Here is a 24,935-nt window from a genome sequence, read left to right on the forward strand (position 1 = left end):
TGCTGCGCTCCTCAAGACATGAAAATTCCCAGGGCTTTTTATAAGCGTATGCTGCTTAGCAAAACTCACATCTGCGCATAGGATTAGTAAAATGGTCCATTGCCAGCGATTATATGCGAGCGCTCGTTTTCTTATACCTACTATTGGTTTTGAAAACAAGCGAGCATAACGAGCTGGCAATGGACCATTTTGATAATTTAAAGGCGCAGATGTTCAAACATGTTGCACGCAGCATACATAAACGCCCTGGGAATTTTCATATCGTCGCAAGCTGCACGGGATGGCCATAACAACGGCTCCTGCGAGGGATTACCCTGCAATGATGGCTCCATCCACTACACCGGTGCGGGGATGGCGATAATTTCTGCAGCCGCCGAGGGGCGAGTATGCTATTTTAGCCAAGGGATATGATCATTTCGGCAGTTTCCAGGAGGGAGGTGCCGGAGTCCATGGAGCATTTTTGGAGGTAACGATGGGCCTCCGGTTCTGTCATTTTGTGACGCTCCATTAGGAGAGCTTTGGCTGAGTCTATGACTTTTTGGTCCTCGGCACTTCTGAAACGGTGCTTTTCTTTGATCTTTTTTCTGCGTTTTGTGACACCCTCTACCATGAGCTCTAAGGTGGAGATCAGGTCGTCCTTTTTGAGAGGTGTGGGCAGATAGATTATGCTTTCGGGGAAAACTGCTTCGTCAGTTTTGGAAGGGCTTGCGATCAGCAGCATGCTGAAATATTCGGACATGTTTTCTGCAAGTTCATTGTAGAGCATGTCACCGAGACGATAGCCGCACACAATTACTCCACTACCCAGATTCTCCATAGCAGAGAGGACCTGGGCACCGGAGGTACACACATACGCCGGCTCAAAACCGCCACGCATCAATATGCTTTTGAAATTTCCGGCATCAGTCTGCGATGCAAATGCGACAATGATGTTCTGCAAGCTCTAAAATCTCCCGAAGTTACTGGTTTCTTAAATACTCCTTCAGCTCCCACTGAGTTACGCAGGTTCTGAAATTCTTCCATTCCTTTTTCTTGGAATCAAGGAATTTACTGTAAACAGTCTCTCCAAGAATATTCTTAACAAAAGAATCATTGCTGTATGCTTCAATTGCTTCGCCGAGAGTCTCGGGAAGAGTTGTGAGACCTTCGCTGTGTCCTGCTACAAGTTCATCGGGAGGAGTGAGCTTTTTCTCAATACCATCCATACCTGCAGCCAGGATAAGAGCCAGTGAAAGATAAGGATTGCTTGTAGCATCCGGGTTCCTGAGCTCTATGCGGATACCGCTGCTCTTGGCAGAATGTACTCTGATAAGGGCACTGCGGTTAGATGAAGATGATGACCAGGAAATGAAAACAGGTGCGTCGTATCCCGGAACAAGTCTCTTATATGAATTTACAAGTGGATTGGTTACCAGGGCCATACCCTTTATATGCTGCAAAATACCTGCGATGAAGCTCTTTGCTGTACCTGACAACTCGCTGCCATCAGCAAAGACGTCCTTTCCGGAATTGTCCTCGCAGAGAATATTTATATGCATACCTGAACCGTTGATACCTTCCTTGGGCTTTGGCATAAAGGTTGCATACAGACCGTGCCTCTTGGCAATGGTTTTTACAGCCATCTTGAAGGTCATGATCTTATCTGCCATTATCTCAGCGTTGTCCTCAGTAAAATCTATTTCGTGCTGAGCAGGAGAAATCTCATGATGGGATGAGGTTATATTAAAATCAAGCTCTTCAAGGTTCATGATGATGTCGCGGCGGACATTTTCGCCCTGATCAGCAGGGGCAAGATCAAAATAGCCTGCTCTCTCATGGGTATTGGTGGTAGGCTGACCTTCATCATCAAGATCGAACAGGAAAAATTCCAGCTCAGGATCTGCTTTAAATGAAAGGCCCATATCTTCTGCACGGGACAGAACCTTTTTCAGAATATATCTGGGGTCACCTTCGAAGGGCTTCCTGTCAGAGGAGTATACGTTGCAGAACATTCTGGCAACCTTGCCGCTCTGAGGGCGCCAGGGATATATCTGGAAGCTGTCCAGGTCCGGATACAGATACAGTTCACTATCGTGGTCCTGACCAAAACCTTCTATTGCAGAACCATCAAAGAAGCACTCGTTATTAAGAGCAGCATCGAGCTGGTTCGCAGTGATTGCTATATTTTTGGGAGTTCCGTAGATATCGCAGAATTGAAGTCTGATGAAAGCCACATCCTCTTCATCGACAATCCTGAATATATCCTCTTTTGTTAGTTTGCTCATATGACCTCCTAAATCGTTTTACAATTATCTACTATTGTAATTCAAAATCTAAAAAAAAAATAAAATTTTTTTTGAAAAAGGGGTTAAGTTTTTTTAATTCCTGTCCGATACTATTATCGGTGGGGAAGAAAAGTACAATACCTTGGGTTTTCCTACAGGATACTACAATATAGAGTATGATGATTTTTTTATCAACAAGATTGTGTGCGGGAGAAAATTTTTTAAGTAAATTTGAAAAAATTTCCAAATACATCTAAAGTAAAATCAGAATACGCCGATAAAAGTAGTAGAACTGAAGAAATTCTCCAAGGAAGGAGGACAAGAATATGCGTATAGAAGCTTACAGCCAGATTCAACAGGTTTATGGCACAGGCAAAGTGAATAGGACCGCTAAGACTGAGAAGACTAATAGTGTTTCTGACACTCTTAAGATATCTTCAATCGGTAAGGATATTCAGATCGCCAAGCAGGCTGTGAAAGAAGCTCCGGATGTCAGGGAGGACGTAACGGCACCTATTAAGGCTGCTATTCAAAACGGAACGTATGACGTTAGCGGAGAGGATTTTGCAGATAAGCTCCTCGCTAAACTCAGCGAATCATTTGGCTAATGTCCAATTTAATAAAGAACTAATAGAGCCGGCTTAACTTAAGTGGTTAGCTCCAGGGGTGAAGCGGGCTCTTTTGTTATGCCTTGAGATAGATGAAAGGAGGGCTTTATAGTGTCCAGTTTGTTAGAGAATTTAGTGGAAGTACTAGACAGAGAATGTGCGCTATATGAAAAGCTTCTGGAACTTTCATCCAGAAAAACTCCAATCATCATTCAAAGAGATCTTAAGACTCTTGCCAAGATCACAGAGGATGAACAGGTTGTTGTGTCCTTTATAAATGCTGTTGATAAGGAACGCGAGAGTGCTATGGACAGCATAGCTGATGTGATCGGTGAAAAGGGTAATGACCTAAAGCTCACAGATCTTGTCAGAATGCTTAATTCAAGACCTAATGAACAGAAAGCTCTGGCTTCAAAAAGAGACAGGCTTAAGGAAGTTGCAACCAACGTTCAGAGGGTAAATGATCAGAATCAGATGCTGCTTCAGAGTTCACTGGAGATGGTTCAGTATGAGATGAATATCATCCAGTCCGCAAGGAGAGCACCGGAAACTGCAAATTATACAAGATTTGCAGGAACAAGAGGCGACAGGATAGGTGTTGCCATGACAGGGCGTTTTGACGCAAAACAGTAAGTAAAAACCTTGAAAAATAGGCAAAAAACCATTTACAAAAGCATAAAGAAACTTCTAAAACCTCCGATATAAATATTAGTCGGAGGTATTTTTATGGCATCTTTAATGGGAAGTTTATACATAGGCGCATCCGGAATACAGACATCACAGTCTGCTCTTAATACCACAGCGCATAATATGGCAAATATAGATACCGAAGGTTATACAAGACAGCAGGTATCACAGGGCACAAGACCCTATATTACCACCGAGAAGGATCACAGAGTCATCGCCTGGAAACAGACAGGCCTTGGTGTTGTTTACAATAACTGTAAGCAGGTCAGAAGCTATTTCCTGGATCAGAGCTACAGGCAGGAAACAGGAAGAGAATCTTTCTATGATGTCTCAGTTACTACCCTTGAAGAAATTGAAGATCAGCTCCAGGAGATGAACGGCAACGAGTTTGCAGAATCTCTTAATGATCTGTGGGTTGCTGTACAGGAGCTTAGTAAGGATCCTACCTCCGCTGTAAATCAGAGCATGATGGTAACAAGAGCAAATGAGTTCATCACAAGAGCTCAGAGCGTATATGAAGGCCTTACCAATTATCAGGACAACATGGATAAGACTATTCCTGATCTGGTGGAAGAGATTAACAAGATCGGCGACAGAATAAAGGATCTGAATCTTCAGATTGTTGAGATAGAGTCAGGACATCAGGAACATGCCAACGACCTTAGAGATGAGAGAAATCTTCTTCTCGATAAGCTGGGTGAGATGGGCCGCATAAGTTATTACGAGGATGTTTTCGGAAACGTTCTTGTACAGTTTGAAGGCACTCAGTTTGTAACAACAGACCATGTAAATCACATGGCTTGCGATAACGTACTTACCGCTGACAAAGGCGGAAGCCCTGTAAATTACAATACTCCTTATTGGGAATTTGCAGCAAAGAAGGAATTCAACACAGTCAAAGGTGAGTGGGAAGTTACAGATATAAGAGGTGCTAAGGTTTACGACCTTACACAGACAATCGCAACTTCCATGAATACAGATATAGGAAAGCTTAGATCAACACTCCTTGCAAGAGGCGATCATCACGCAACATACCATGATATATCAGATGACTCAACCGGATCATTCTACAACAAGAACATTGCTCAGTCAGTGATCATGAATGTGGAAGCAGAATTCGATCAGATGGTAAAGAACATCTGTCAGGCCATAAATAAGATATACGAAGAAGCAGGAAGTAATCCCGTAAACCTTGGACAGGTGGAAGGCAACGCTTCAGATTATGATCTTTTCAAAGTACTTAATGAAGAAGATTGTCTCAACTACGACATAGATGAAAATCATCTGGCAGGAGAAAACCGTAAGGGATATATAATCACCAATTTGGGCGTAAATCCCATGTATATGGAAGAGCCCACATCCATGAAATTCATTTTAGAGGATGGAAGCGAGGATAATGATACCGTTGAAAAGCTAAAGAAAGCATTCACAACGGCCGATTACTTAATAAATCCAAATGTAGCAACAAAAACAGATTTCCTTGGATATTACAACATGCTGGTGAGCCAGGTTGCAAACTCAGGTGATGTTTACAAGGGAATCAGAGAAAATCAGGAACTTACAGTTGATGCAGTTGAAAATGCCAGGGAGCAGATCGTTGGAGTATCAAGTGATGAAGAGCTTGAATTCATGATTGAATTCCAAAACGCATTTAATGCATCCAGCAGATACATAAATGTAGTAAGCGAAATGCTTGAGCATGTCGTAACAGCACTTGGTTCATAAAACCTTCCTAAGAAAGGAATAGTCTATGCCTTCAACTTTTTTTGGATTAAACATTGCAGCATCGGGACTAAGAGCAGCTAATGCAGCACTTAATACCACTGCCAATAATATTGCAAATGCAAATACGGATAGCTATTCCCGTCAGAAGGTAGATCAGCAGGCATCCGATGCGCTGAGAGTTTTTACCACTTACGGAACAGCAGGTGCCGGAGTAGATACCATCGCCATAGAGAGAGTCAGAGATGAGTTCTATGACAATAAGTACAGAGATAATGAATCCCTTCTTGGAAGAGTAAGCCAGAGAAATTACTTTAATCAGCTTACCGAGCAATATTTAAAGGATGATGGAACTACAGGATTCTCAAGTCTGTTCTCTAAAATGGAATCAGCACTTCAGGATGTTATGAAGGCATCCGGAACCGCAGAATCAAAGGCGACTTTTGTTTCATCAGTTGCTCAGATTACAGATTATTTTAATCATATGTCCACATCTCTTCAGAATCTTCAGAATGATATAAACCAGGAGATAAAGATGAACTGCGATACCATAAACTCATACGCAGCTCAGATATGTTCACTTAACGAACAGATCAATGTCATCGAGATGCAGGGATCAAAAGCAAATGAGCTTAGAGATCAAAGAGATGAGCTTCTTGATAAGCTCTCCAAGATTGTAGAAATCGATGTGTCTGAGACAAAGGTCGTAGACGTGAATCAGCCTGAAAGAGAAACCGGTGCGACAAGACTTCGCGTAACGATCGCAGGCGGACAGCAGCTTCTTGATACAAATGCATACAGAAAGCTTATATGCGAAGCCAGAGAAGCAAATGAGAATGTAAATCAAAGTGATCTTGTAGGTCTTTATGATATTAAATGGGCACCATCAAATTACAAAGACGGCGATAATACATCCAAGTTTGATGTATTCGATCTCGACAATAAACTCATTGGAGGAGAGCTTCAGGGGCTTATCGATATGAGAGAGGGTAATAACAACTTCTACTTCAATGGCGAAGTTGTTAAAGCCATAAAGGATGATCGGACCGGTGTTACAACAGTAACAATCAAGGTAACGGATCCTGATCTGATGGATATGAATAAGTGTACACTTCCCGCTGCAGGTAAGCTGGAGGTTGCAAGTAAGATCTATTCCTACGAGGAATGGGCTTATGACGGCGGAGATACCTATACATTCAAGCTGACACCTGAGTCTACCAGATCAACCATCCCTCCCACAGGAAGGACCGCACAGGTAGGCGGAGCATTTGATTATCAGGGCATCCCATATTACATGCAGCAGATGAACGACTGGATCAGAAGATTTTCTGCAAGTGTTAATGACATTATGACAAAGGGTTATACCTCTGATTCGCTGGAAGGTCAGTACATTCTGACAGGTACCAGCAACATGGATTCAAGTGCACAGTTTTCCTATGAATCCCTTACAACCCTTTCCAACAACAAGGGATATTACGAGATTACAGCAGGTAATTTTGTAGTAGCAAGAGAAGTAAAAGCAAACGCCTCTCTTCTTGCAACCAAGATGGATGTAACGGAAGGCGAATCAGAATATCTGAACATCAAGCATTTGTATGAGTACCTTACAAAAGAAGAGATGTTCAGAGGAGCAACAAGCGGAGAGTTCCTTGATAAGGTTCTCGGAGATGTGGCTCTTAATACAAGTAATTCCACAACCTTGGAAGAGACTTATACAGCACTGGAGAATACTATCCAGAATCAGAGACTTTCGGTTATGGGCGTTGACTCAGACGAAGAAGCATCAGCACTTGTTCAGTTTGAGCATTCATACACACTTAACTCGAAGATGATTAACACTCTTACAAAAGTCTACGACAGACTGATCCTGGAAACAGGAGTATAAAGTAATAACTAAATGCCGGACAGGGAGCGTCAGGTAATAGCTTATGCGGACAGATCGGAAAGGATTCGTGATTCATTCGCACAAGAGGAAAAACCATGAGAATCACCAACAAGATCATGAGCAACAACTCCCTTTACAACATCAACAATAACAAGGTGGCTGAGGATGAAGTAAATACTCAGATGGCTACAGGCAAAAAGATAAATCGTCCTTCAGATGATCCTGTTATTGCAATAAGGTCTTTGAGACTGAGATCAACAGTCACTCAGCTTGATCAGTATTATCAGAAAAATTCAAAGGATGCAAAGAGCTGGATGGACGTAACTGAGGATGCACTTTCAACAGTTACGGAGGTACTTACTGATGCCATTCAGCAGGCCACAAGGGGAGCCAACAAGGATCTTACAATGGACGATCTTGAGACCATAATCACTCAGCTTAATGCTCTTTCCAAGGAGTATTATTCTACCGGTAATGTGGATTTCGCAGGAAGATATATTTTCACAGGATATCGCACAGATACCACACTCTCCTATGATGGTCCCACAACCGAGACTTTCTCAGACATCAACGATGAGTTCAATGCAGAGGACATCAATAAGTCCATAAGAACACTGAATCTTCAGTATCTTGATGCAGGAAATGTTCTTGAAACTCCTTACGAGGGACTTTATACAAATTCAAACACTGAAAATGACATCCACCAGATAGAGGTGGGACGAGTAAGACTTTCCTATGACAACCTTGATTATACAGTTGGTGACGGACATACAGCGCAGCTTAAGTTCAGAGAAAATCTCACTCAGACCGCAACATCATCAATAACAGATACAGATCTTACATATTTTGATCTCACTTTTGTTAATGCAGATGGTGAGGAACAGAAGGCATATATTCCTCTTTCCAACGAATATACAGTTACAATCGGGGACTATACATACACAGCAGAATATGCCAGCAAAAGACATCCTGAGAGGGGCTATATTCTGAATGTAACTGATAACAGGACCTATGATATTTATCAGTTTGAAGTAAGTAAGGACGGAGTTCTCACAGATGATGACGGAGATGGCAATGTAGATGTTCCCGAAGGTATTCAGCAGGCTATAGTATCAATGCCTTCAACAAGTATCTCAACCCTGGCTTTTTCAGACGGAGAAAATACATCTGTTACAGTACCTCTTCTTGGACCTGTTGGTCAGCAGTACAAGGTTGAAACAGACCATGGATTTATGGTTACGGTAAACGGTGATGGAACCTACACAGTCACCAAGGATACAGATGATGATGAAAACGGTAACCGCACCAGGACAGTTCTTCAGGTAACCGGCAACGGCAGTATGCATTCCTCATATACAGAGACCACCATTGAGATAGATTCCAAGCATATAATCTACAGCACATCAACAGAAGATGAGATAGATGCAGCTTACAAGGATCTTACAAATGATGATACAGGAACCGTTGTATATCTGAATGCCAAGACAGGAGAAGTCCTTCTTAATGATCAGTTAAAAGAAAAGCTCGCTTCACTTCCTTTCATCAAAAATGCCAATTCCATAGATGTGGTATATGACAAAAAGGAATGGCTTGAAGGTGATATCAGACCTCAGAACCTGTTTGCTTGTGTAGATAGCAACGGCGTCATTTACAATGGCGGTTCAAGTGATCATGAGATCCAGTATGATGTCGGATATGCTCAGAAGATCACAATAAATACCACGGCGACATCAGTTTTTACAACCACAATGAAGAGAGATGTGTACGATCTTACTCAGATGGCGTCAAACATTAAAGTCGTTAACACTACGATGAAGACGCTTAAGGAAAAGCTTGAAACTATCACCGATGCAAAGGAGAGAAGGGCGGTTCAGAACGAGATAGATGCCTGCCAGAAATCCTATGATTATCTCAGACAGAATATTCAGGAGGAGTTTGAGCACAAGATATCCAGCATCCAGAAAGCTCTTGATATAGCAAACGTTGCAGTAACAGACAACGGTGCAAGAAGTAAGAGACTTGAGCTTATAGATACAAGACTTCAGGATCAGACAACAACCTTCAAGACACTTCAGTCAGACAACGAGGATGCGGATCTTGCAGAGACGGCAACCAAGCTTGCAACCGCTCAGCTGACCTATCAGGCAGCGCTTATGGCAACAGGAAAAATCAGCAAGGATTCACTGATGAACTATATTTAATCCTTGCTAAAAATCGCTAATTTTACTACAATAAATAGTAGGTGTTTTTACTGCTCACATTTCGATATGGAGGGGTATCAAAATGAAATTAATAACCAGAATTTTCGGAGCAATTGAGATTGAAGACGACAAGATCATTACATTTCCGAAGGGTATTATCGGTTTCCCCGATATGACTCTGTTTGCTCTTATGCATGATAAGGACAAAGATTCAAACGCCATCAGATGGTTGCAGTCATTGGATGATCCGGTTTTTGCAATGCCTGTTATGGATCCGCTTTATGTAAAGCCTGATTTCAATCCGGGAGTAAGCGAGGAGGTCATTCAGGATCTTCTTCCCATGGCTGATGAGGATATGCTTGTACTTGTAACTGTTACAGTACCGCAGGATCTCACCAAGATGACTGTTAATTTAAAGGGACCTATTATTATCAATTCAGACAGCCGAGTTGCTGCTCAGGTAATTATTGACGATGATGATTATCCAGTAAAATACCCTATATATGATTATCTACAGAAGCAGAAAGAACAGGCCGGTAAATAAGACATTGTATCTGCGAGGGGAAAAGGTAGAAAAAATAAGAAAAGAGGGTTAATATGTTAGCATTATCTAGAAAAAAGAACGAGTCAATCATCGTTAATAACAATATAGAGATCACTATACTGGATATCAGGGGAGACCAGGTAAAAATCGGAATTGCCGCACCTAAAGAAGTTCCGATCTATCGTAAGGAGGTTTATCTCCAGATTCAGGCTGAGAATGAGGCAGCTACCAATGTGGATGGAATCTCCGCACTTGCCGATCTTCTTAAATAAACTTAATACAAAATTGCTTACAGGAGCTTTGGGGAAGTTTTTCTCAAAGCTCTTTTTTATACCATCAAATATTTACTTAGGATAAACATTTTATTAAATTTTCATAACATGCTAAATATCCGTAATCCATATCCGATATAATTGATAGAAGAGACTACAACTATGCGCAATTATGCATAGCTTGAACAAAAGAAGTGCGGATAAGGATAGCCGCTTTAAGATGACACAAGGAGGTGAAAGAGATGGCTATGGAAGCTATTAGCAATGTGGGAGCTGTATCACAGATCCCCGAAATCCAAAAGCAGGAGAGAGCTATACAGCCCGCTGATACCGGTGCACAGGGACAGGAACGCCCCGATCTGACTGTGGGAACACAGCCTGCTCAGAACGTTCAGCAGTCAAAACCTGACACACAGCAGAGTGAAGACAATGGATTCAGCTTTACTCCTACGAGGCAGGAAAGAACCAAGGAACAGATTGATGCGGAGAATAAGCGTGTCAAGGAAGCTATCAGCGAGATGAACAAGAAGATGTTCAACAACTCTGAAGCAGTCTTTGGTATCCACGAGGATACAAACCGTATCACTATCAAGATCGTGGATAAGACCACAAAGAAGACTATTAAGGAGCTGCCGCCTGAAAAGACTCTCGATATGATAGCAAAAGCCTGGGAACTTGCAGGCCTTATGGTCGACGAAAGAGGTTAATAACAAGCTTTTCTGAAAGTACGTTTTTTTAGTGCAAGGGGTATTTTGCGCTTAAATCAGGCAAAGGCCCCATGGAAAGGAGCAACTTATGACCATGAGAATAACCGGACTTGCTTCCGGCCTGGATACAGAAAGTATCATTACAGAGCTGACGAAAGTACAGTCCAATAAAGTTGATAAGATAAAAAGTGATCAGAAAAAGCATGATATGAAGATGGATAAGTGGAAGGAACTCAACAAGAAAGTTGTGAGCTTCTACAACAAGACACTTAGTAATCTCCGTTTTGATTCATCATATATCAAAAAGACAACAAGTGTGTCCAATGAAAGTGCAGTTACAGTTTCAACTGACGGAACTGCTATGAACAGCAGTCAGAAACTATCTGTGGATAAACTTGCAAACAGTGCTTACCTGACAGGCGGGAAGATATCTTCTAAGACAGGAGAACTTAAAGCTACCACTTCCATTACTAATCTTTCAGGTTATCCCGGAACCCCAGGGATTCATAAAGAAGCAGAGCTCGATGAAGAAGGTAATGTAGTTAAACCTGCTGTAACCGATGAAGATTACAGGGGAACAATAAGAATTAAGTTTGGCAAGGCTCCGGCAGAGGGTGAAGAAGATACCAGAGAATATGTGGATGTTAAAATAGATCCGGATAAATCTATTACTGAAGCCCTTGCAGAGCTTAAGCAGGCTAAATCTGCCAGCGGATATGGTATAAACGCCAGTCTGGATGCGGGGCAGGGAAGAGTTTATGTAACTTCTACTGCAGAAGGAGAAGATGAAAGCTTTTCGATTGATTTTGACCATAGTGACATGAGAGTTGTAAGTGCACTGGGGCTTGATTATGATACCAACGAAGATGCGATTCATACTGAAGGAGAAGATGCTCAGATAACATTAAATGGAGCAGTTTATACATCAAACAGCAATACTTTTGATGTAAATGGGCTTACCATTACCGCAAAGCAGGTTGCATCTGACATAACGCTTCAGACAAAAGATGACACCAGTGGCATTTACGATATGGTAAAGAATTTCCTGAAAGAATATAACGACCTTATCGGTGAAATGTACACGCTTTATAATGCGGATGATGCCAAGGATTACGCTATACTCACCAAAGAGCAGAAGGATGAGATGACTGATGATGAGATAGAGGATTGGAACAAGAAGATAGATGAAGGTCTTCTTGCAAAAGATCCTACTATTTTCAGAGCTATGACCGAGATGAAGAATATCATGATGCAATCCTTTGATTGGGGGGAGCTTGACTACAATAAGGAAAAGGATGAATGGGTTGAGGTAAAGACTTCTTTCTGGTCATTCCATATAGCTACTCCCGGATATTTTGAAGGCGAAGAAGCTGACAGAATGAAGTGGCATATATATGGTGATGAGGATGATGATTTTTCCAGCAGTAAAGAGGATAAGTTGAAAGCTAAGATCGAAAAGGATCCTGAACTTGTTCGCAAATTCTTTAAAACCATTTCATCTGATATGTATTCCAAACTTGGCGATCTTATGAAGTCAACGGATTTCTCAAGCGCTTACACTTTGTATGAAGATAAGCAGATGAAGAAACAGGTTGATACATACAAGACTCAGCTTAAGGATGCTCAGGATAAACTGGGTAAGATGGAAGATAAATATTATGACAAGTTTGCTCAGATGGAAAAAGCTATGACAAAGCTTAATGAGCAGACAAGTTCCCTTTCGGGAATGCTAGGAACAGGCTGATGCTGTCAGATGTAAGAAAAGGTTATTAAGCACATACCACGGAGGTTAATTCTATGCCTATTGCCAGAAATCCATACGCTAAGCAGATGAATCAATACCAGAATACAAAGATCCAGATGGCTAAGCCGGAAGAGCTCACACTTATGCTCTATGATGGTGCCATTAAATTCTGCAATATTGCTATAATGGGACTAGAGGCTGATGATGAGAGAAAATTTACCACATATCTTCTTAAGGTGGAGAATATCGTTGATTATCTCAACAATACACTGGATATGAAATATCCTGTAGCAAAGGATTTTGAAAACGTATATAACTATCTTATGAAGAGACTAGTAGAGGCAGATCTTCACAGGGATGAGTCCATGGAAATCATGAATGAAGTTAACAAGCATCTTCATACCATGAGAGATACCTGGGTTGACGCCATGAAGATCGCAAGGGGACAGATGCCGGCACCGGTGCCGCAGGGGGCTGCACCGGCCTAAGGTAAAAATATTAAGAAAAGGTAGTGGGGGAAAGAGAGATGACAGAGTCTTATCTTGACATGCTTGAAGAAAGTCTGGATCAGAAAATTCAGGTTCTCGAAGAGATAGAGAAAGAGAATTTGGTTCAGAAGGACATACTTGAGAACGAAGAGGGGTTTGATGAAGAAAGTTTTGATGAGACACTCAACCGTAAAAGTGAACTGATTAAGCGCGTTGAAAGCCTGAATGATGGCTTTGAGACTGTATTTGCCAGAGTAAAAGAAGAACTTGATAATAATAGAGAAAAGTATAAGGACAGAATCCATATTTACCAGGACAAGATCAGAAGGATAACTGACCTGTCTAACTCTATAGAAGTTGGAGAATTGCGAAACAGGAATCTTGTTGCTACTCATGTAAATAAGACAAGAGACCAGATAAATACCAAACGCAAATCCTCCAAGGCTGCACTTGATTATTACCTGACAATGAACAAGTCCAAGATTACACCGCCTCAGTTCTACGACACTAAGAACTAGTGAAGTGTGTTTGAAAGCCCTGAAGATCACGGGATAACTTCACTAGAGTGAGGTTTTTAAGTGAATGAACTTCCGATTGTAAGGGAATATGAAAACAGAATACTGGATATTCTCTCAAGCGAAGATATCACTGAATATTTTGATGAAATGTTGCAGATAGGTGCAAGGATAATAAGCGGTGCACTTTCTCCCGAAGGCAAAAAGGAGCTGGCAGAGAGACTTCGCAGGAACATGTATTTCTTTCCGAGAGAGACGATGGCAGATATGCTAAGACATGTGGCATATCTGCATCTGATGGTTAGACTTACTGAGAGCAGAGAATATTTTATGCAGCTTTTGCATTATATAGAGGGAATCCGTATCGAGGAAAGATACAGGTTTTTCCTTTTAATGCAGACAAGGTATATTTCATATCTTAAGCCGCAGATCATATCAGCTGAGTCCGACAGGATGTTCCATAATATCTACTTAAGAAGCAGGAGATATTATGCTGATCTTGTTGGTGATGTTGGCGATTTTATAAAGCTAAAAGACAGAAACTGTGGACAGGTTGTTATTTTGACGCAGCAGTATCTGACCGATACTCACAGGGAAACGCATATGACAAATCTTATTGCTCAGGAAATCCTTGTAAGTATGTGTCAGAATGTTATGATAATTAATACAAACGACCTTCTTCCTGTGAGTAATGTGGTTCCGCTCTTTGGAATAGAAGGACATAATTCATTACAATTTTTGGATGACTCCAACAACGTTTTCATTAGGGGGTTATCAGTTCCGTTTTTCCAATGCTGTGGCGATATGCCTTCGGAAAGACCACTTAAAGTAATACTATCTACTATTAGAGAAATGAGACCGGAATATATCATCAGCTGTGGAGATCATTCCATTACAGCATCTTTAGCATCCGGAATTGTTCCTGTGATACCGGGACATGAGATAGCACCTAAGGATGATATACAGCTGATCAGAGAAAATATCCTCGAATACAGAAGGATGATAGAGGAGAAGAGATTCTGGCAGATACGTTTTCGTATCCAACAGGGTGAGAAGATCTAAGTTTCAGCAATGGGGCTGATTCTCAAAATAGAGGGAGAGTATAGCAATGAAAGTAAATACCAGGATATTTGGCGAAGTTGACATTGAGGATGAGAAGATCATAACAATGCCCTTTGGACTTGTGGGATTTCCTGATCTTCAGAAATTCGCACTGATTCACGACAAGGACAAGCCTATTGGTGCTCTTTGGTATCTTCAGTCCATGGATGATCCTGATGTTGCGCTTCCTGTTATAGATCCGCTTACCATCAAAAAGGATTACAATCCCCAGATAAGTGAGGATGACATTGAGATTATTGAACCTCTTACCAACAAGAATCTGCTTATCCTAGTTACCATAACGGTGCCTGAGGACATTACAAACATGACAGCAAACCTCAATGCTCCAATCCTTATCAATGTGGATACCGGTAAGGGTGCTCAGATTGAGATTGTATGGGGCAAAGAAGAGTATATTACAAAGTATCCTATCTATGATTATTTAAAGAAAGTCAGAGGGTAAGCCTGGGGGGGACTATGCTGGGCGAGAATATTCAGAGTCTGGAAAAGTTTATCGCCACAAAGGATATCACTGTTCTTGAGGCGATGCAGAAAATCGATAAGAATGCCAAAAACATCCTGTATATTATAGAAGATGACGGGACGCTTTTTGGCAGTCTTACTGATGGAGATATCAGAAGATGGATATTGAAATCAGGAGATCTTAATGCGCCTGTAATTAACGCAACATTCACCAAAACAAGAAGTCTACATAAGAACGAAATCGATAAAAGCACTTTCCTTATGGATAGTGCCCTTCTTAAATCTATCCCAATTTTAGATGATGAAAATAGAATAGTAGATATTATCTTTAGGGATAAGAATGACCTTTCCTATATGGAGGCCACAGATCTTGCACTTACGGATACGCCTATTATTATCATGGCGGGAGGTAAGGGAACAAGGCTTTATCCCTATACCAAAATTTTGCCAAAGCCCCTTATCCCCATAGGAGATGTACCTATTCTTGAGAGAATAATGAACCGCTTCTATGAGTATGGTGCTAAGGAAATTTATCTTACCGTAAATTATAAGAAGGAGATGATAAAGTCCTATTTTGCGGAGCAAAAGCTTCCTTACGACATTAAGTATGTGGAAGAGGACAAGCCCCTTGGTACAGCAGGAAGCCTGAAGCTCATTAAAGAGAAATTTAGTCGCCCTGTTATCGTCACCAACTGTGATATTCTTATCGATGCAGACTATGACAGCATACTGCGTCATCATGTGGCTGCTGAAAACGGCCTTACCATCGTTTCTTCTCTTAAGAATTTTTCCATACCTTACGGCGTTCTTGAAGCAGAAAAAGAGGGACTGGTATCCGCTATTAGAGAGAAACCGCATCTTTCATATTTTGTTAATACGGGAATGTATGTGGTAAATCCCGAACTGTTTAAAATTATTCCCGATGATACCATGTATCATATGACGGATCTTGCAGAAGATTATATGAAAAAAGGCGGAAGAGTCGGAATGTATCCGATCAGCGAGATGTCATTCCTTGATATGGGTGAATTCCAGGAAATGAAGAGAATGGAAGATCGTATAAACGAGGTGCTGTAATGTTTGAACTTGAAAGGTTTATAAGCAAGCATGTAACAATGCGTGATAAGAGCATGTTTCTTGCTGATATAGATAAAAACAGACAGGCGCTCAGCGCTAAGATCAAAGGCAAGAGTATTCTTGTCATTGGCGGAGCAGGAAGTATCGGAAGTAGCTTCGTAAAGGCAGTGCTTGCTTTTTTACCGGCAGAGCTTGTAGTTGCAGATTTAAATGAAAATGCTCTTGCGGAGCAGACAAGAGATTTAAGATCAACCAAAGAAATCAAAATGCCGGATACATATCTTTCCTATCCTATGGATTATGCATCCGATGTTTTTGCCCGCATGTTCAGGGCACATAAGGGCTTTGATGTGGTGGCGAATTTTTCCGCCCACAAGCATGTTAGATCAGAAAAGGATATTTACTCTGTAGAAGCTCTTATTAGGAATAACGTAATAAATGCCAAAAAGCTTCTGGACCTTATGAGTGAATATCCGCCGGAAGTGTATTTTTGCGTATCCACAGATAAGGCAGCAAATCCTGTAAATATAATGGGAGCATCCAAAAGGATAATGGAGGACCTTATCTTTTCATATTCCGACAGATTCCCGGTTAAGACTGCGAGATTTGCTAATGTGGCTTTTTCAAACGGTTCATTGCCGGCAGGATTCCTATCCAGAATCCAGAAATTTCAACCCTTGGGAGCACCTCTTGATGTAAAGAGATACTTTGTTTCGCCACAGGAGAGCGGACAGATATGCATGCTTTCATGTATGCTCGGTGAAAACCGAGAGATATTTTTCCCAAAGCTTAAAGAAGCTCAGATGATGACCTTTGATAAGATCGCAGAGGAGCTTTTAAAAGAACAGGGTTATGAAGTGCTAAAGTGTGATAGTGATGAGGAAGCAATTGATGCCGCGTTGGAGCTGAAAAAAGATCCTGACTGCAGGAAGTATCCTGTTCATTTTTCTAAATCCGACACATCGGGTGAAAAGCCTTTTGAGGAATTCTATACAGATGATGAAACAGTAGATAGTGACAGGTTTGAATCACTTTCTGTTATAACAGGTAAAAAAATGTGCGATAAAGAGGCGGTTTCTAAACTTATTGAAGATTTGGATAGGATTTTCGAGTCGGGGAATGCGGATAAGACGCAGATTGTTGAAAGAATATCCAAGTATCTGCCTAATTTTGAGCATATTGAAACAGGTAAATCTCTTGATTCTAAAATGTAATAGAGGCAGGGAATATGGACATGAAAAAGCAAATTGGGGTATTGACTGCGACAAGAGCTGAGTTTGGACTTCTAAAACCGCTTATTATAAGCCTTATGAAGGCGGACTTTTGTGATGTAAAAGTCCTGGTAACAGGCGCTCATCTAACGGCTGCATTTGGTAATACATATAAGGAAATAGAAGAGGCAGGAATTCCGATAGCTGCAGAAATAGAGTGTGTTTCTGAAGGTGATAGTCAAGCAGACATTTCAAATAATATGGCTATGGCTTTGACTGGTTTTGGAAAATATTTTGCTGATAATTATTTAGACTTGCTTATAGTCCTTGGAGACCGATATGAGGCTTTGTCGGTCTGTATTGCTGCTATGAATGCTGAGATTCCTATTGCTCATATTCATGGCGGGGAGATTACGCAGGGCTTGATAGATGAGGCTATAAGGCATTCAATAACAAAGATGAGTCAGCTACATTTTGTGTGTACTGAGGTTTATAGAAACAGAGTTATACAGATGGGAGAGAATCCCTGCAGGGTATTTAATGTAGGGGCTCTGGCAGTAGAGAATATTAGGAATACGTATTATATTTCCAAGGAAGAACTTGGAAAGGATATTGGGATTGATCTTTCCAGAGATTACGCGGTTGTTACATTTCATCCTGTTACGCTTGAAGCAAACAGCGGAGTCGAACAATTCGATCAACTGATGTGTGCATTGGACGAATTTCCGGAGATGTCATTTGTCATCACAAAGGCTAATGCTGATGCAGGTGGAAGACATATTAATCAGAAAATAGATGAATATGCTGATATTCGCAGCAATGTTATAGCGGTTACCTCGCTTGGGGTAAGAAGATATTTGAGTGCTGTAAAAGAGAGCACAGTTGTTATCGGGAATTCTTCCAGCGGCATTATTGAAGCGCCATGCCTTCATATCCCTACAGTAAATATCGGGGACAGACAAAAAGGAAGACTAATGCCGGAAAGTGTCCTTTGCTGTGAGCCTGATAAAGAGTCTATTGTTAATACGATAAAGCAGGCAATTAGTGATGATTTCAGGGAAAAGGTTAAGGCTATGACAAATCCATTTGGAGATGGTAACACCTCCGCTAGGATTACTGAGATAATACGAGAGACCTTTGAAAAGTCCGGCAAAATAAATATAAAAAAGGACTTTTACGACATAGAGGTGAATGGATGAAGAAAACAGTATTTATTGGATGCGTAGAGAGTTCATATATAATACTTAAGCATATGCTACAAAAGGGATATATTGTATCCGGCGTGGTGACCATGGATGATTCTCCCATTAATTCTGATTTTCATTCTTTAGTGCCACTTGCCAAAGAGTATGGGATTGATGTCATATGTACAAAGAATATAAATGATGAAGAAACGCTAGAGTTTATCAAGAACAAGAAACCGGATGTCATATATTGTTTTGGATGGTCACGCCTTATAGGCAAGGAATTATTAGCATTACCGCCTTATGGGGTTATAGGCTTTCATCCGGCAGCAATTCCCATGAACCGGGGAAGACATCCGCTTATATGGGCGTTGGTGTTGGGGTTGGATAAGACTGCATCTACTTTTTTTGTGATGGATGAAGGAGCTGATACTGGCGATATCATAAGTCAGAAAGATGTAATCATAGGTTATGATGACGACGCACAGACCTTGTATGATAAGGTTCTTAACACAGCCAAGAATCAGGTTATAGAATTTACCGATAAAATAAGCATGGATTCGTTGGTAAGGTTACCTCAGGACAAAAATGTAGGGAATACATGGAGAAAACGTGGCAGGTTAGATGGGCAGATTGATTTTAGGATGTCCTGTGAAGGAATATATAATCTGGTCAGAGCACTTACTCATCCATACGTTGGAGCGCATTTTATGATGGCTGATGTGGAGGTAAAAGTATGGAAGTGTAATGTGTATAAATGTGATGACTATAAAAATCTGGAACCGGGTAAGATTCTTAAGGTTTATTCAGAAACTGAATTTGAAGTAAAAGCATATGACGGCATTGTTCATGTCTTGGATTGCGATAATATAATATTAAAGGAAGGGGAATATCTTAGATGAATGTACTTGTCATTTCACCGCATCCTGATGATGAGACGCTGGGAGCGGGAGGCACTTTGTTAAAATTTAAGGATTCCGGGCACAGGCTTTTCTGGATAATTGTTACAAATATGAAGACTGAATATGGCTATTCTGCAGAACGTGTAAATGAGCGAAATAAAGAAATAGAAGAGGTTGATAGAGCTTACGGATTTGAGAAAATGTGGAATTTGGAAATGGAACCAGCGGGGGTGGATAAGTATGAAAAAGGAGAATTGGTTGCTGGGTTCAAAAAGATACTAGATGAAGTGCAGCCGGAGATACTGATAATTCCTTATAGATTCGATGTCCATTCTGACCACAGAATCATATTTGAAGCGGTATACTCATGCACGAAGGCATTTAGGGCGCCATATCTGAAAACGGTAATGAGTATGGAGATATTGTCAGAAACAGATCAGGCTCAGGTAGAAAATGTTTTTTCTCCAAATGTTTTTGTGGATATATCAGAGTACATTGATAAGAAGATAGATGTAATGAGGATATACAAGAGTGAGATTGATGAAGCACCATTTCCTAGAAACGAAAACGCTATCCGTGGCATGGCAGCTTTTAGAGGTGCGACTGCTTATCAGAAATATAGTGAAGCTTTTTATCTGATAAAGAGTCGTATTGATTAAAGTCTTGTATAGGAGATGCAAAATGAAAAATATAGCGATCATTCCAGCGAGGAGTGGATCTAAGGGACTCCCTGATAAGAATATCAGAGAACTTTGTGGTAAGCCTCTGATAGCGTATTCGATAGAAGCTGCAAATAAAAGTGGGCTTTTTGATGAGGTTTTTGTCTCTACTGACTCCGAAAAATATGCCGATATTGCAAAAAATTGTGGTGCAAGTGTACCATTCCTTAGAAGCGATAAGAATGCAATGGATTCATCCAGCTCCTGGGATGTCGTGGAAGAAGTTTTAGAGAAATTTGAAACGATGGGGAAAGAGTTTGAGACCTTTTGCCTTCTTCAGCCCACTTCACCTCTTAGAAATTCGGATGACATAATAAGAGCATATGAGACTTATAAGAAAAAAGATGCTAATGCGGTTGTGTCTGTATGTGAACTGGAGCATCCATTGTCCTGGTGCGGACAGCTCAGTGAAGATTTGAGTATGGATGGATTTATATCCCAGGATTCTATGAATCAGAGACAGAAGCAAGCTGTTACATACAGATTAAACGGGGCAATCTATCTTGTGAATATTAAGAGTTTTAGAGAAGAACGGTTTTTATATAGGAAAGGCTGCTATGCCTGCATTATGGATAAGCGAAACAGCGTGGATATAGATACGATATTTGATTTTAAATACGCCGAGTTTTTGCTGAAAGACGCATAAAATGGGACTTTTTAGACTGCTGTCATAAGTTTATAAATAATTTATATTTTTTTTGAGAAAAGGGGTTAACTTTATGATAGTAGGTCCGATATAATGAATGTAGGAAACACAATGTGCATTAATTCTGTGGCACGGAACACGGCAATAATGTACATGTGCATATAGTAGGATAGCAGGGAGAGAGCAGCCTAGGAACTCCGCTCGCCGGATATCCGAATCGAAACACAATCAAATTTTAATTACCGCAAAAGGATTTGCGGCGTACACAAACAAGGAGGTATATTATGGTAGTACAACACAATTTAACAGCGATGAACGCTAACAGAATGCTCGGAGTAACAACTGGTCAGCAGTCCAAGTCAGCAGAGAAGCTCTCTTCAGGTTATCAGATTAACCGTGCAGCAGATGATGCAGCAGGTCTTTCAATTTCCGAAAAGATGAGAAAGCAGATCAGAGGTCTTGATCGCGCATCCACCAACGCAGATGATGGTGTAAGCGCAGTTCAGACAGCAGAAGGTGCACTCACAGAAGTACACGATATGCTGCAGAGAATGAACGAACTTGCAGTTCAGGCTGCTAACGGAACAAATAGTACACAGGACCGTTCATCCATACAGGATGAGATCAATCAGCTGACAACTGAGATTGACCGTGTTGCTGAGACAACAAAGTTCAACGAGACATATCTGCTTAAGGGTGGCCAGGGCTTCAAAGATAAGTACATGGCAGCTCATGATGCAGGTCTTGAAGGAACTCTTGCTGACACAGGTAAGAAGGGCGTGTTCACAGCTTATGTAACGGCAGATACAGATAAGACTATCGCTGGTAAAGAGTACCACATCGGTGCAGCTTCTGATGCTATCAGCACAAAGCAGGCTTCTATCACAAACGCAGCTTCTGTAACAATCAATGGAACAACTTATGTTAGAGGAACAAGTTCTCTTGACAATGCTACACCTATCTTCAAGTATGGGGATGATGAGTATTCTATTGATGAAGTTAAGGCAATGGTAGTTGACGGTGCTAAGGTTGCTGTTGCAGGTGGCACAACTCGTACAGCTGTTGACTGGAAACTTGATAAGAACATTTCTGTATCTCAGGCTACATCTAAGATGAAGGATGCTCTTCTCCAGGCAAACAAGATTGGTGTTGACGCTAAGAAGCAGGGTAGTGTAGCAGTAAACGTTAATAATGGTGTAACCACAAGTAACGGTACACTGTACACATTCTCTATCACAAAGCAGACAGCACATGTTGCTAAGGATCTTGGCCTCCAGCTCCACGTTGGTGCAGATGCTGACATGAGTAACAAGATCACTGTTGGTGTAGAAGTAATGAGCGCTGCAAATCTTGGTATCCAGAACCTCAACGTAGTTGATGGATCCGGTGTTGCTGCAACCTATGCAATCGATGCAATTGAAGATGCTATCAAGAAAGTATCTGAGCAGAGATCTGCACTCGGTGCTGTACAGAACAGATTAGAGCACACAATTAAGAACGTTGATAACGTAGTAGAGAATACCACAGCAGCTGAGTCCCGTATCCGTGATACAGACATGGCTAATGAGATGGTTACCTACAGCAAGAATAACATTCTTGCACAGGCAGGCCAGTCAATGCTTGCTCAGGCTAACCAGTCCAACCAGGGTGTTCTTTCACTCCTCGGCTAATCACGTTAGCGAAATACTAGAGTACTTTAAGTACAACCATAGAAAGGGCTCTCCCGCAAGGGAGAGTTCTTTCCATATATGACTTTATCGGGTTTACATGATATAATTATCAATATATTAATATATTGTACGATTATTGTCAGGGGGATTTATGAGTCAGTTACAGGATATGGGAAGACAGGTAATTGCCAACAATGATAAGGCTGCAGATATGATTTATCAGAGGAAACCGGGAGGCATCGAGATGGTTGCTCCGGTTATGAAGTTGCTTGTTACATTTACTGAGCTTCTGGTTCAGAGTGGTAAAGCAGATGCAGATCATGCAGATCAGATGCAGGAGTGGCAGACTGACTTTACAAGACTTGCCGAAGCAAACCAGCAAGGTGATTATATTCTTGTAGCAGATATTCTTCATCATGATCTTAATCGAGAGATTGAGGAGTGGATTAAAAAGTAAAATACGGGAAAATTGTTTATGACTTTTGAGGGGAGAGTAATAAACGAATTACATAAGGATGAGAACCTTAGAAATAGAAATTTTGATGCATTCGAAAAAAGATATAATGTAAGGCCTAAGGTGAATCAAAACGAAGATAAAATGTACCGGATTGAAACATCTAATGATGGACAGCCGGTACTGTTTATTAATGGTGCACTATCGGGCAGAGACTTAAGGTTAAACAGTTCTTACTCACCTTCATATGAAGCTTCAAGGTGGGCACAATATATAATTACCCCCAATCGAAGGTCTTTGGTTTTTTTAATGGGCTTTTCTTCAGGCATATATTTGAGAATGCTTTTGGATAGATACCGCCCTGATACTACCTTTTTTGTTTATGAGCCAAACGAAGCTCTTTTTTCTTATGTCTGCGCATTTGCGGATTTCACAGACATTATTTCGCATATAAGAATAAATCTGTTTATAACAGAATATCAGATAAAAAATTTAACAAATGAGCTTCTAAGTGAAGCAATAACTTATAGATCCGAAGCTCAGAAAATAGTAACGCCCTTTTATGGTGAAGATGAATTTTATTCGAATGCCTGCCATCAGCTTGAGGCATCTATGGTGACCAGTAAAGATTTTCAGGAAGGTACTGCAAGAGAGGCTCTTAAATGCAGGATATATGCCTGGAATCATATGGATAAGTCATATGTTCTGCCTCAGTTAAAAGAGAAAGTGAAACCCGGAACGGCTGCTGTCATCGTTTCTGCAGGCCCATCTCTTAATAAAAATGTAGATGACTTAAGCAAAATAAAGGGACATGCGGTTATTATTTGCACGGACAGAGCAGCAAGCGTGCTGGCAGAGCATGATATTAAGCCGGATATATTGATAACTATGGATGCAGAAAAGAGTTCTGAATATTTAAATCTTGATGCATATAAGGACACATATCTTTTGGCTTCATACCAAACAAACACGGAGACACAGAAACTATTTGAGGGAAGGTGTATATTTTTCCATGCTCTTAAATATGAACAGGAACTGATTGGGGATAAAGTCGGTGAGCAGGCTTTTGACCATGGAGGAAATGTTGCAGGTGCGGCATTTGTTGTGTGTAGGGATTTGGGAATAAAGAAGATAATATTCGTTGGACAGGATTTGGCCTTTACCGGAGGAAGGCACCATGCAGATAGTAGAGATGAAGGAAACCCTGATATAGTAAAGAGATTTGTTGAAGGAAGTATTGAAGAAAAAGTTGAAACAAATGAGATGTGGATTGCTTTCAGAGATTTTTTCGAGAGGCAGATAGCCATGAATCTGGATATTTCAGTTATCGATGCCACTGAAGGCGGCGCAAAAATACATGGTGCTAAGGTAAAGAACCTTAATGAAGTTGCTAATGAATTAAGTGGACAGGAATTTGATTCCGGTAAGCTTTTTGAGAATTTGGAATATGCCCAGACTTCCAAGGAAAAAGAAAAAACAGTAGAAATAATAAAACAATGGATAAGTGACCTTGAAATAATAGCAGACATTTCAAAGAAACTTGAAGAAATATGTGGGCAGTTGATAAAAGCCTGTAAATATCATGACATAAATGATGCAGCATATTCAAAAAAGAGGAAACAACTTGGAGAATATAAATTGATGATTCATAAGAAACATGTGTATGAGCTTATGGAACATTTGTGGATTAAGGATATGTATGCTATTCCGGAACTGGTTTTATTTATAAGAAATAATGAGGAAGCATTGCCTGTACTGGAGAATGCCAAAGAATTCTATTCAAAGCTTCCGGAGGATTGCAGAAGTTTAAAACAGGAACTTATTGATTCAGTAAATAAATTAGCTTAAGAG

24 protein-coding genes are annotated in these 24,935 nt (G+C 40.8%); 22 read left to right on the forward strand and 2 right to left on the reverse strand.

The genetic code is table 11. From position 1 onward, the window contains the following. Positions 1 to 394: 394 nt before the first annotated feature. Both G610_RS0101825 and glnA read right to left on the reverse strand, forming a co-directional pair. A complete protein-coding gene (locus tag G610_RS0101825) occupies positions 395 to 940 on the reverse strand; it encodes an ANTAR domain-containing response regulator (protein ID WP_026523415.1) in 546 nt (181 codons plus the stop codon). Between the two features lie 19 nt (positions 941 to 959). After that, positions 960 to 2,264 carry a type I glutamate--ammonia ligase gene (gene glnA, locus G610_RS0101830; protein WP_026523416.1) on the reverse strand — a complete coding sequence of 435 codons (1,305 nt, stop codon included), beginning with the start codon at positions 2,262 to 2,264 and terminating at the stop codon, positions 960 to 962. Positions 2,265 to 2,590: 326 nt separating this feature from the next. On the opposite strand from glnA, the gene flgM reads away from it, so the two are divergent. From flgM to G610_RS0101940, 22 genes are all read left to right on the forward strand, one after another. Further along, positions 2,591 to 2,872 (forward strand): flagellar biosynthesis anti-sigma factor FlgM, encoded by a 282-nt coding sequence (gene flgM / locus G610_RS0101835; protein ID WP_026523417.1) that lies wholly within the window; start codon positions 2,591 to 2,593, stop codon positions 2,870 to 2,872. Positions 2,873 to 2,983: 111 nt separating this feature from the next. Beyond that, the gene (locus G610_RS0101840; protein ID WP_026523418.1) at positions 2,984 to 3,505 is read left to right on the forward strand and encodes a flagellar protein FlgN; all 522 of its coding nucleotides are present in this window, start codon (positions 2,984 to 2,986) and stop codon (positions 3,503 to 3,505) included. A gap of 93 nt (positions 3,506 to 3,598) precedes the next feature. After that, the gene (flgK, locus tag G610_RS0101845; RefSeq protein WP_026523419.1) at positions 3,599 to 5,284 is read left to right on the forward strand and encodes a flagellar hook-associated protein FlgK; all 1,686 of its coding nucleotides are present in this window, start codon (positions 3,599 to 3,601) and stop codon (positions 5,282 to 5,284) included. A 25-nt stretch (positions 5,285 to 5,309) separates the two neighbouring features. Next, on the forward strand, positions 5,310 to 7,166 hold the full coding sequence (gene flgK, locus G610_RS0101850; RefSeq protein ID WP_026523420.1) for a flagellar hook-associated protein FlgK: 1,857 nt from the start codon (positions 5,310 to 5,312) through the stop codon (positions 7,164 to 7,166). Positions 7,167 to 7,261: 95 nt separating this feature from the next. Beyond that, entirely contained in the window at positions 7,262 to 9,367 is a 2,106-nt protein-coding gene (locus G610_RS21905; protein WP_051197468.1) for a flagellin N-terminal helical domain-containing protein, read from the forward strand. An 82-nt stretch (positions 9,368 to 9,449) separates the two neighbouring features. Continuing rightward, a complete protein-coding gene (fliW, locus tag G610_RS0101860; protein WP_026523421.1) occupies positions 9,450 to 9,911 on the forward strand; it encodes a flagellar assembly protein FliW in 462 nt (153 codons plus the stop codon). Between the two features lie 53 nt (positions 9,912 to 9,964). Further along, on the forward strand, positions 9,965 to 10,183 hold the full coding sequence (csrA, locus tag G610_RS0101865) for a carbon storage regulator CsrA (RefSeq protein ID WP_026497347.1): 219 nt from the start codon (positions 9,965 to 9,967) through the stop codon (positions 10,181 to 10,183). A gap of 242 nt (positions 10,184 to 10,425) precedes the next feature. After that, entirely contained in the window at positions 10,426 to 10,890 is a 465-nt protein-coding gene (locus tag G610_RS0101870) for a flagellar protein FlaG (protein WP_051197470.1), read from the forward strand. Between the two features lie 88 nt (positions 10,891 to 10,978). Next, the gene (fliD, locus tag G610_RS0101875; protein ID WP_026523423.1) at positions 10,979 to 12,634 is read left to right on the forward strand and encodes a flagellar filament capping protein FliD; all 1,656 of its coding nucleotides are present in this window, start codon (positions 10,979 to 10,981) and stop codon (positions 12,632 to 12,634) included. A 53-nt stretch (positions 12,635 to 12,687) separates the two neighbouring features. Further along, positions 12,688 to 13,122 (forward strand): flagellar export chaperone FliS, encoded by a 435-nt coding sequence (gene fliS, locus G610_RS19345; RefSeq protein WP_242829599.1) that lies wholly within the window; start codon positions 12,688 to 12,690, stop codon positions 13,120 to 13,122. A 38-nt stretch (positions 13,123 to 13,160) separates the two neighbouring features. Then, the gene (locus tag G610_RS0101885) at positions 13,161 to 13,640 is read left to right on the forward strand and encodes a hypothetical protein (protein WP_026523424.1); all 480 of its coding nucleotides are present in this window, start codon (positions 13,161 to 13,163) and stop codon (positions 13,638 to 13,640) included. A gap of 60 nt (positions 13,641 to 13,700) precedes the next feature. After that, positions 13,701 to 14,699, forward strand: a complete 999-nt coding sequence (locus tag G610_RS0101890; protein WP_026523425.1) for a hypothetical protein — start codon at positions 13,701 to 13,703, stop codon at positions 14,697 to 14,699. Between the two features lie 46 nt (positions 14,700 to 14,745). Beyond that, positions 14,746 to 15,201 (forward strand): flagellar assembly protein FliW, encoded by a 456-nt coding sequence (gene fliW / locus G610_RS0101895; protein ID WP_026523426.1) that lies wholly within the window; start codon positions 14,746 to 14,748, stop codon positions 15,199 to 15,201. Between the two features lie 14 nt (positions 15,202 to 15,215). Further along, positions 15,216 to 16,298: a nucleotidyltransferase family protein gene (locus G610_RS0101900; RefSeq protein WP_026523427.1), complete on the forward strand. Its 1,083-nt coding sequence runs from the start codon at positions 15,216 to 15,218 to the stop codon at positions 16,296 to 16,298. Continuing rightward, positions 16,298 to 17,512 carry a polysaccharide biosynthesis protein gene (locus tag G610_RS0101905; RefSeq protein ID WP_026523428.1) on the forward strand — a complete coding sequence of 405 codons (1,215 nt, stop codon included), beginning with the start codon at positions 16,298 to 16,300 and terminating at the stop codon, positions 17,510 to 17,512. The genes G610_RS0101900 and G610_RS0101905 overlap by 1 nt, the downstream gene beginning before the upstream one ends. Positions 17,513 to 17,526: 14 nt before the next feature. Further along, the gene (gene neuC, locus G610_RS0101910; RefSeq protein ID WP_330368083.1) at positions 17,527 to 18,708 is read left to right on the forward strand and encodes a UDP-N-acetylglucosamine 2-epimerase; all 1,182 of its coding nucleotides are present in this window, start codon (positions 17,527 to 17,529) and stop codon (positions 18,706 to 18,708) included. Beyond that, a complete protein-coding gene (locus tag G610_RS0101915; RefSeq protein WP_026523430.1) occupies positions 18,705 to 19,595 on the forward strand; it encodes a formyltransferase family protein in 891 nt (296 codons plus the stop codon). Before neuC ends, G610_RS0101915 begins: the two co-directional genes overlap by 4 nt. Then, positions 19,592 to 20,254 (forward strand): PIG-L deacetylase family protein, encoded by a 663-nt coding sequence (locus tag G610_RS0101920; protein WP_026523431.1) that lies wholly within the window; start codon positions 19,592 to 19,594, stop codon positions 20,252 to 20,254. The genes G610_RS0101915 and G610_RS0101920 overlap by 4 nt, the downstream gene beginning before the upstream one ends. A gap of 22 nt (positions 20,255 to 20,276) precedes the next feature. Next, positions 20,277 to 20,960 (forward strand): acylneuraminate cytidylyltransferase family protein, encoded by a 684-nt coding sequence (locus G610_RS0101925; RefSeq protein ID WP_026523432.1) that lies wholly within the window; start codon positions 20,277 to 20,279, stop codon positions 20,958 to 20,960. A 284-nt stretch (positions 20,961 to 21,244) separates the two neighbouring features. Further along, on the forward strand, positions 21,245 to 22,630 hold the full coding sequence (locus G610_RS0101930) for a flagellin N-terminal helical domain-containing protein (RefSeq protein ID WP_026523433.1): 1,386 nt from the start codon (positions 21,245 to 21,247) through the stop codon (positions 22,628 to 22,630). 151 nt (positions 22,631 to 22,781) lie between these two features. Beyond that, complete coding sequence (locus G610_RS0101935) at positions 22,782 to 23,087, forward strand: hypothetical protein (RefSeq protein WP_026523434.1); 306 nt, start codon at positions 22,782 to 22,784, stop codon at positions 23,085 to 23,087. A gap of 18 nt (positions 23,088 to 23,105) precedes the next feature. Beyond that, complete coding sequence (locus G610_RS0101940; protein ID WP_026523435.1) at positions 23,106 to 24,932, forward strand: motility associated factor glycosyltransferase family protein; 1,827 nt, start codon at positions 23,106 to 23,108, stop codon at positions 24,930 to 24,932. The last annotated feature ends 3 nt before the right edge of the window (positions 24,933 to 24,935 follow it).

It is taken from the genome of Butyrivibrio sp. MB2005 (assembly GCF_000424285.1).
Taxonomy (GTDB): domain Bacteria; phylum Bacillota; class Clostridia; order Lachnospirales; family Lachnospiraceae; genus Butyrivibrio.

Coding starts and splice junctions, on each gene's coding strand:
- fliW (WP_026523426.1), top strand. CDS start 14,746: ATGAAAGTAAATACCAGGATATTTGGCGAAGTTGACATTGAGGATGAG.
- G610_RS0101905 (WP_026523428.1), top strand. CDS start 16,298: ATGTTTGAACTTGAAAGGTTTATAAGCAAGCATGTAACAATGCGTGAT.
- G610_RS0101870 (WP_051197470.1), top strand. CDS start 10,426: ATGGCTATGGAAGCTATTAGCAATGTGGGAGCTGTATCACAGATCCCC.
- fliS (WP_242829599.1), top strand. CDS start 12,688: ATGCCTATTGCCAGAAATCCATACGCTAAGCAGATGAATCAATACCAG.
- G610_RS0101940 (WP_026523435.1), top strand. CDS start 23,106: ATGACTTTTGAGGGGAGAGTAATAAACGAATTACATAAGGATGAGAAC.
- fliW (WP_026523421.1), top strand. CDS start 9,450: ATGAAATTAATAACCAGAATTTTCGGAGCAATTGAGATTGAAGACGAC.
- G610_RS21905 (WP_051197468.1), top strand. CDS start 7,262: ATGAGAATCACCAACAAGATCATGAGCAACAACTCCCTTTACAACATC.
- G610_RS0101930 (WP_026523433.1), top strand. CDS start 21,245: ATGGTAGTACAACACAATTTAACAGCGATGAACGCTAACAGAATGCTC.
- flgK (WP_026523419.1), top strand. CDS start 3,599: ATGGCATCTTTAATGGGAAGTTTATACATAGGCGCATCCGGAATACAG.
- flgK (WP_026523420.1), top strand. CDS start 5,310: ATGCCTTCAACTTTTTTTGGATTAAACATTGCAGCATCGGGACTAAGA.
- G610_RS0101920 (WP_026523431.1), top strand. CDS start 19,592: ATGAATGTACTTGTCATTTCACCGCATCCTGATGATGAGACGCTGGGA.
- flgM (WP_026523417.1), top strand. CDS start 2,591: ATGCGTATAGAAGCTTACAGCCAGATTCAACAGGTTTATGGCACAGGC.
- glnA (WP_026523416.1), bottom strand. CDS start 2,264: ATGAGCAAACTAACAAAAGAGGATATATTCAGGATTGTCGATGAAGAG.
- fliD (WP_026523423.1), top strand. CDS start 10,979: ATGACCATGAGAATAACCGGACTTGCTTCCGGCCTGGATACAGAAAGT.
- csrA (WP_026497347.1), top strand. CDS start 9,965: ATGTTAGCATTATCTAGAAAAAAGAACGAGTCAATCATCGTTAATAAC.
- neuC (WP_330368083.1), top strand. CDS start 17,527: ATGGACATGAAAAAGCAAATTGGGGTATTGACTGCGACAAGAGCTGAG.
- G610_RS0101900 (WP_026523427.1), top strand. CDS start 15,216: ATGCTGGGCGAGAATATTCAGAGTCTGGAAAAGTTTATCGCCACAAAG.
- G610_RS0101925 (WP_026523432.1), top strand. CDS start 20,277: ATGAAAAATATAGCGATCATTCCAGCGAGGAGTGGATCTAAGGGACTC.
- G610_RS0101915 (WP_026523430.1), top strand. CDS start 18,705: ATGAAGAAAACAGTATTTATTGGATGCGTAGAGAGTTCATATATAATA.
- G610_RS0101935 (WP_026523434.1), top strand. CDS start 22,782: ATGAGTCAGTTACAGGATATGGGAAGACAGGTAATTGCCAACAATGAT.
- G610_RS0101885 (WP_026523424.1), top strand. CDS start 13,161: ATGACAGAGTCTTATCTTGACATGCTTGAAGAAAGTCTGGATCAGAAA.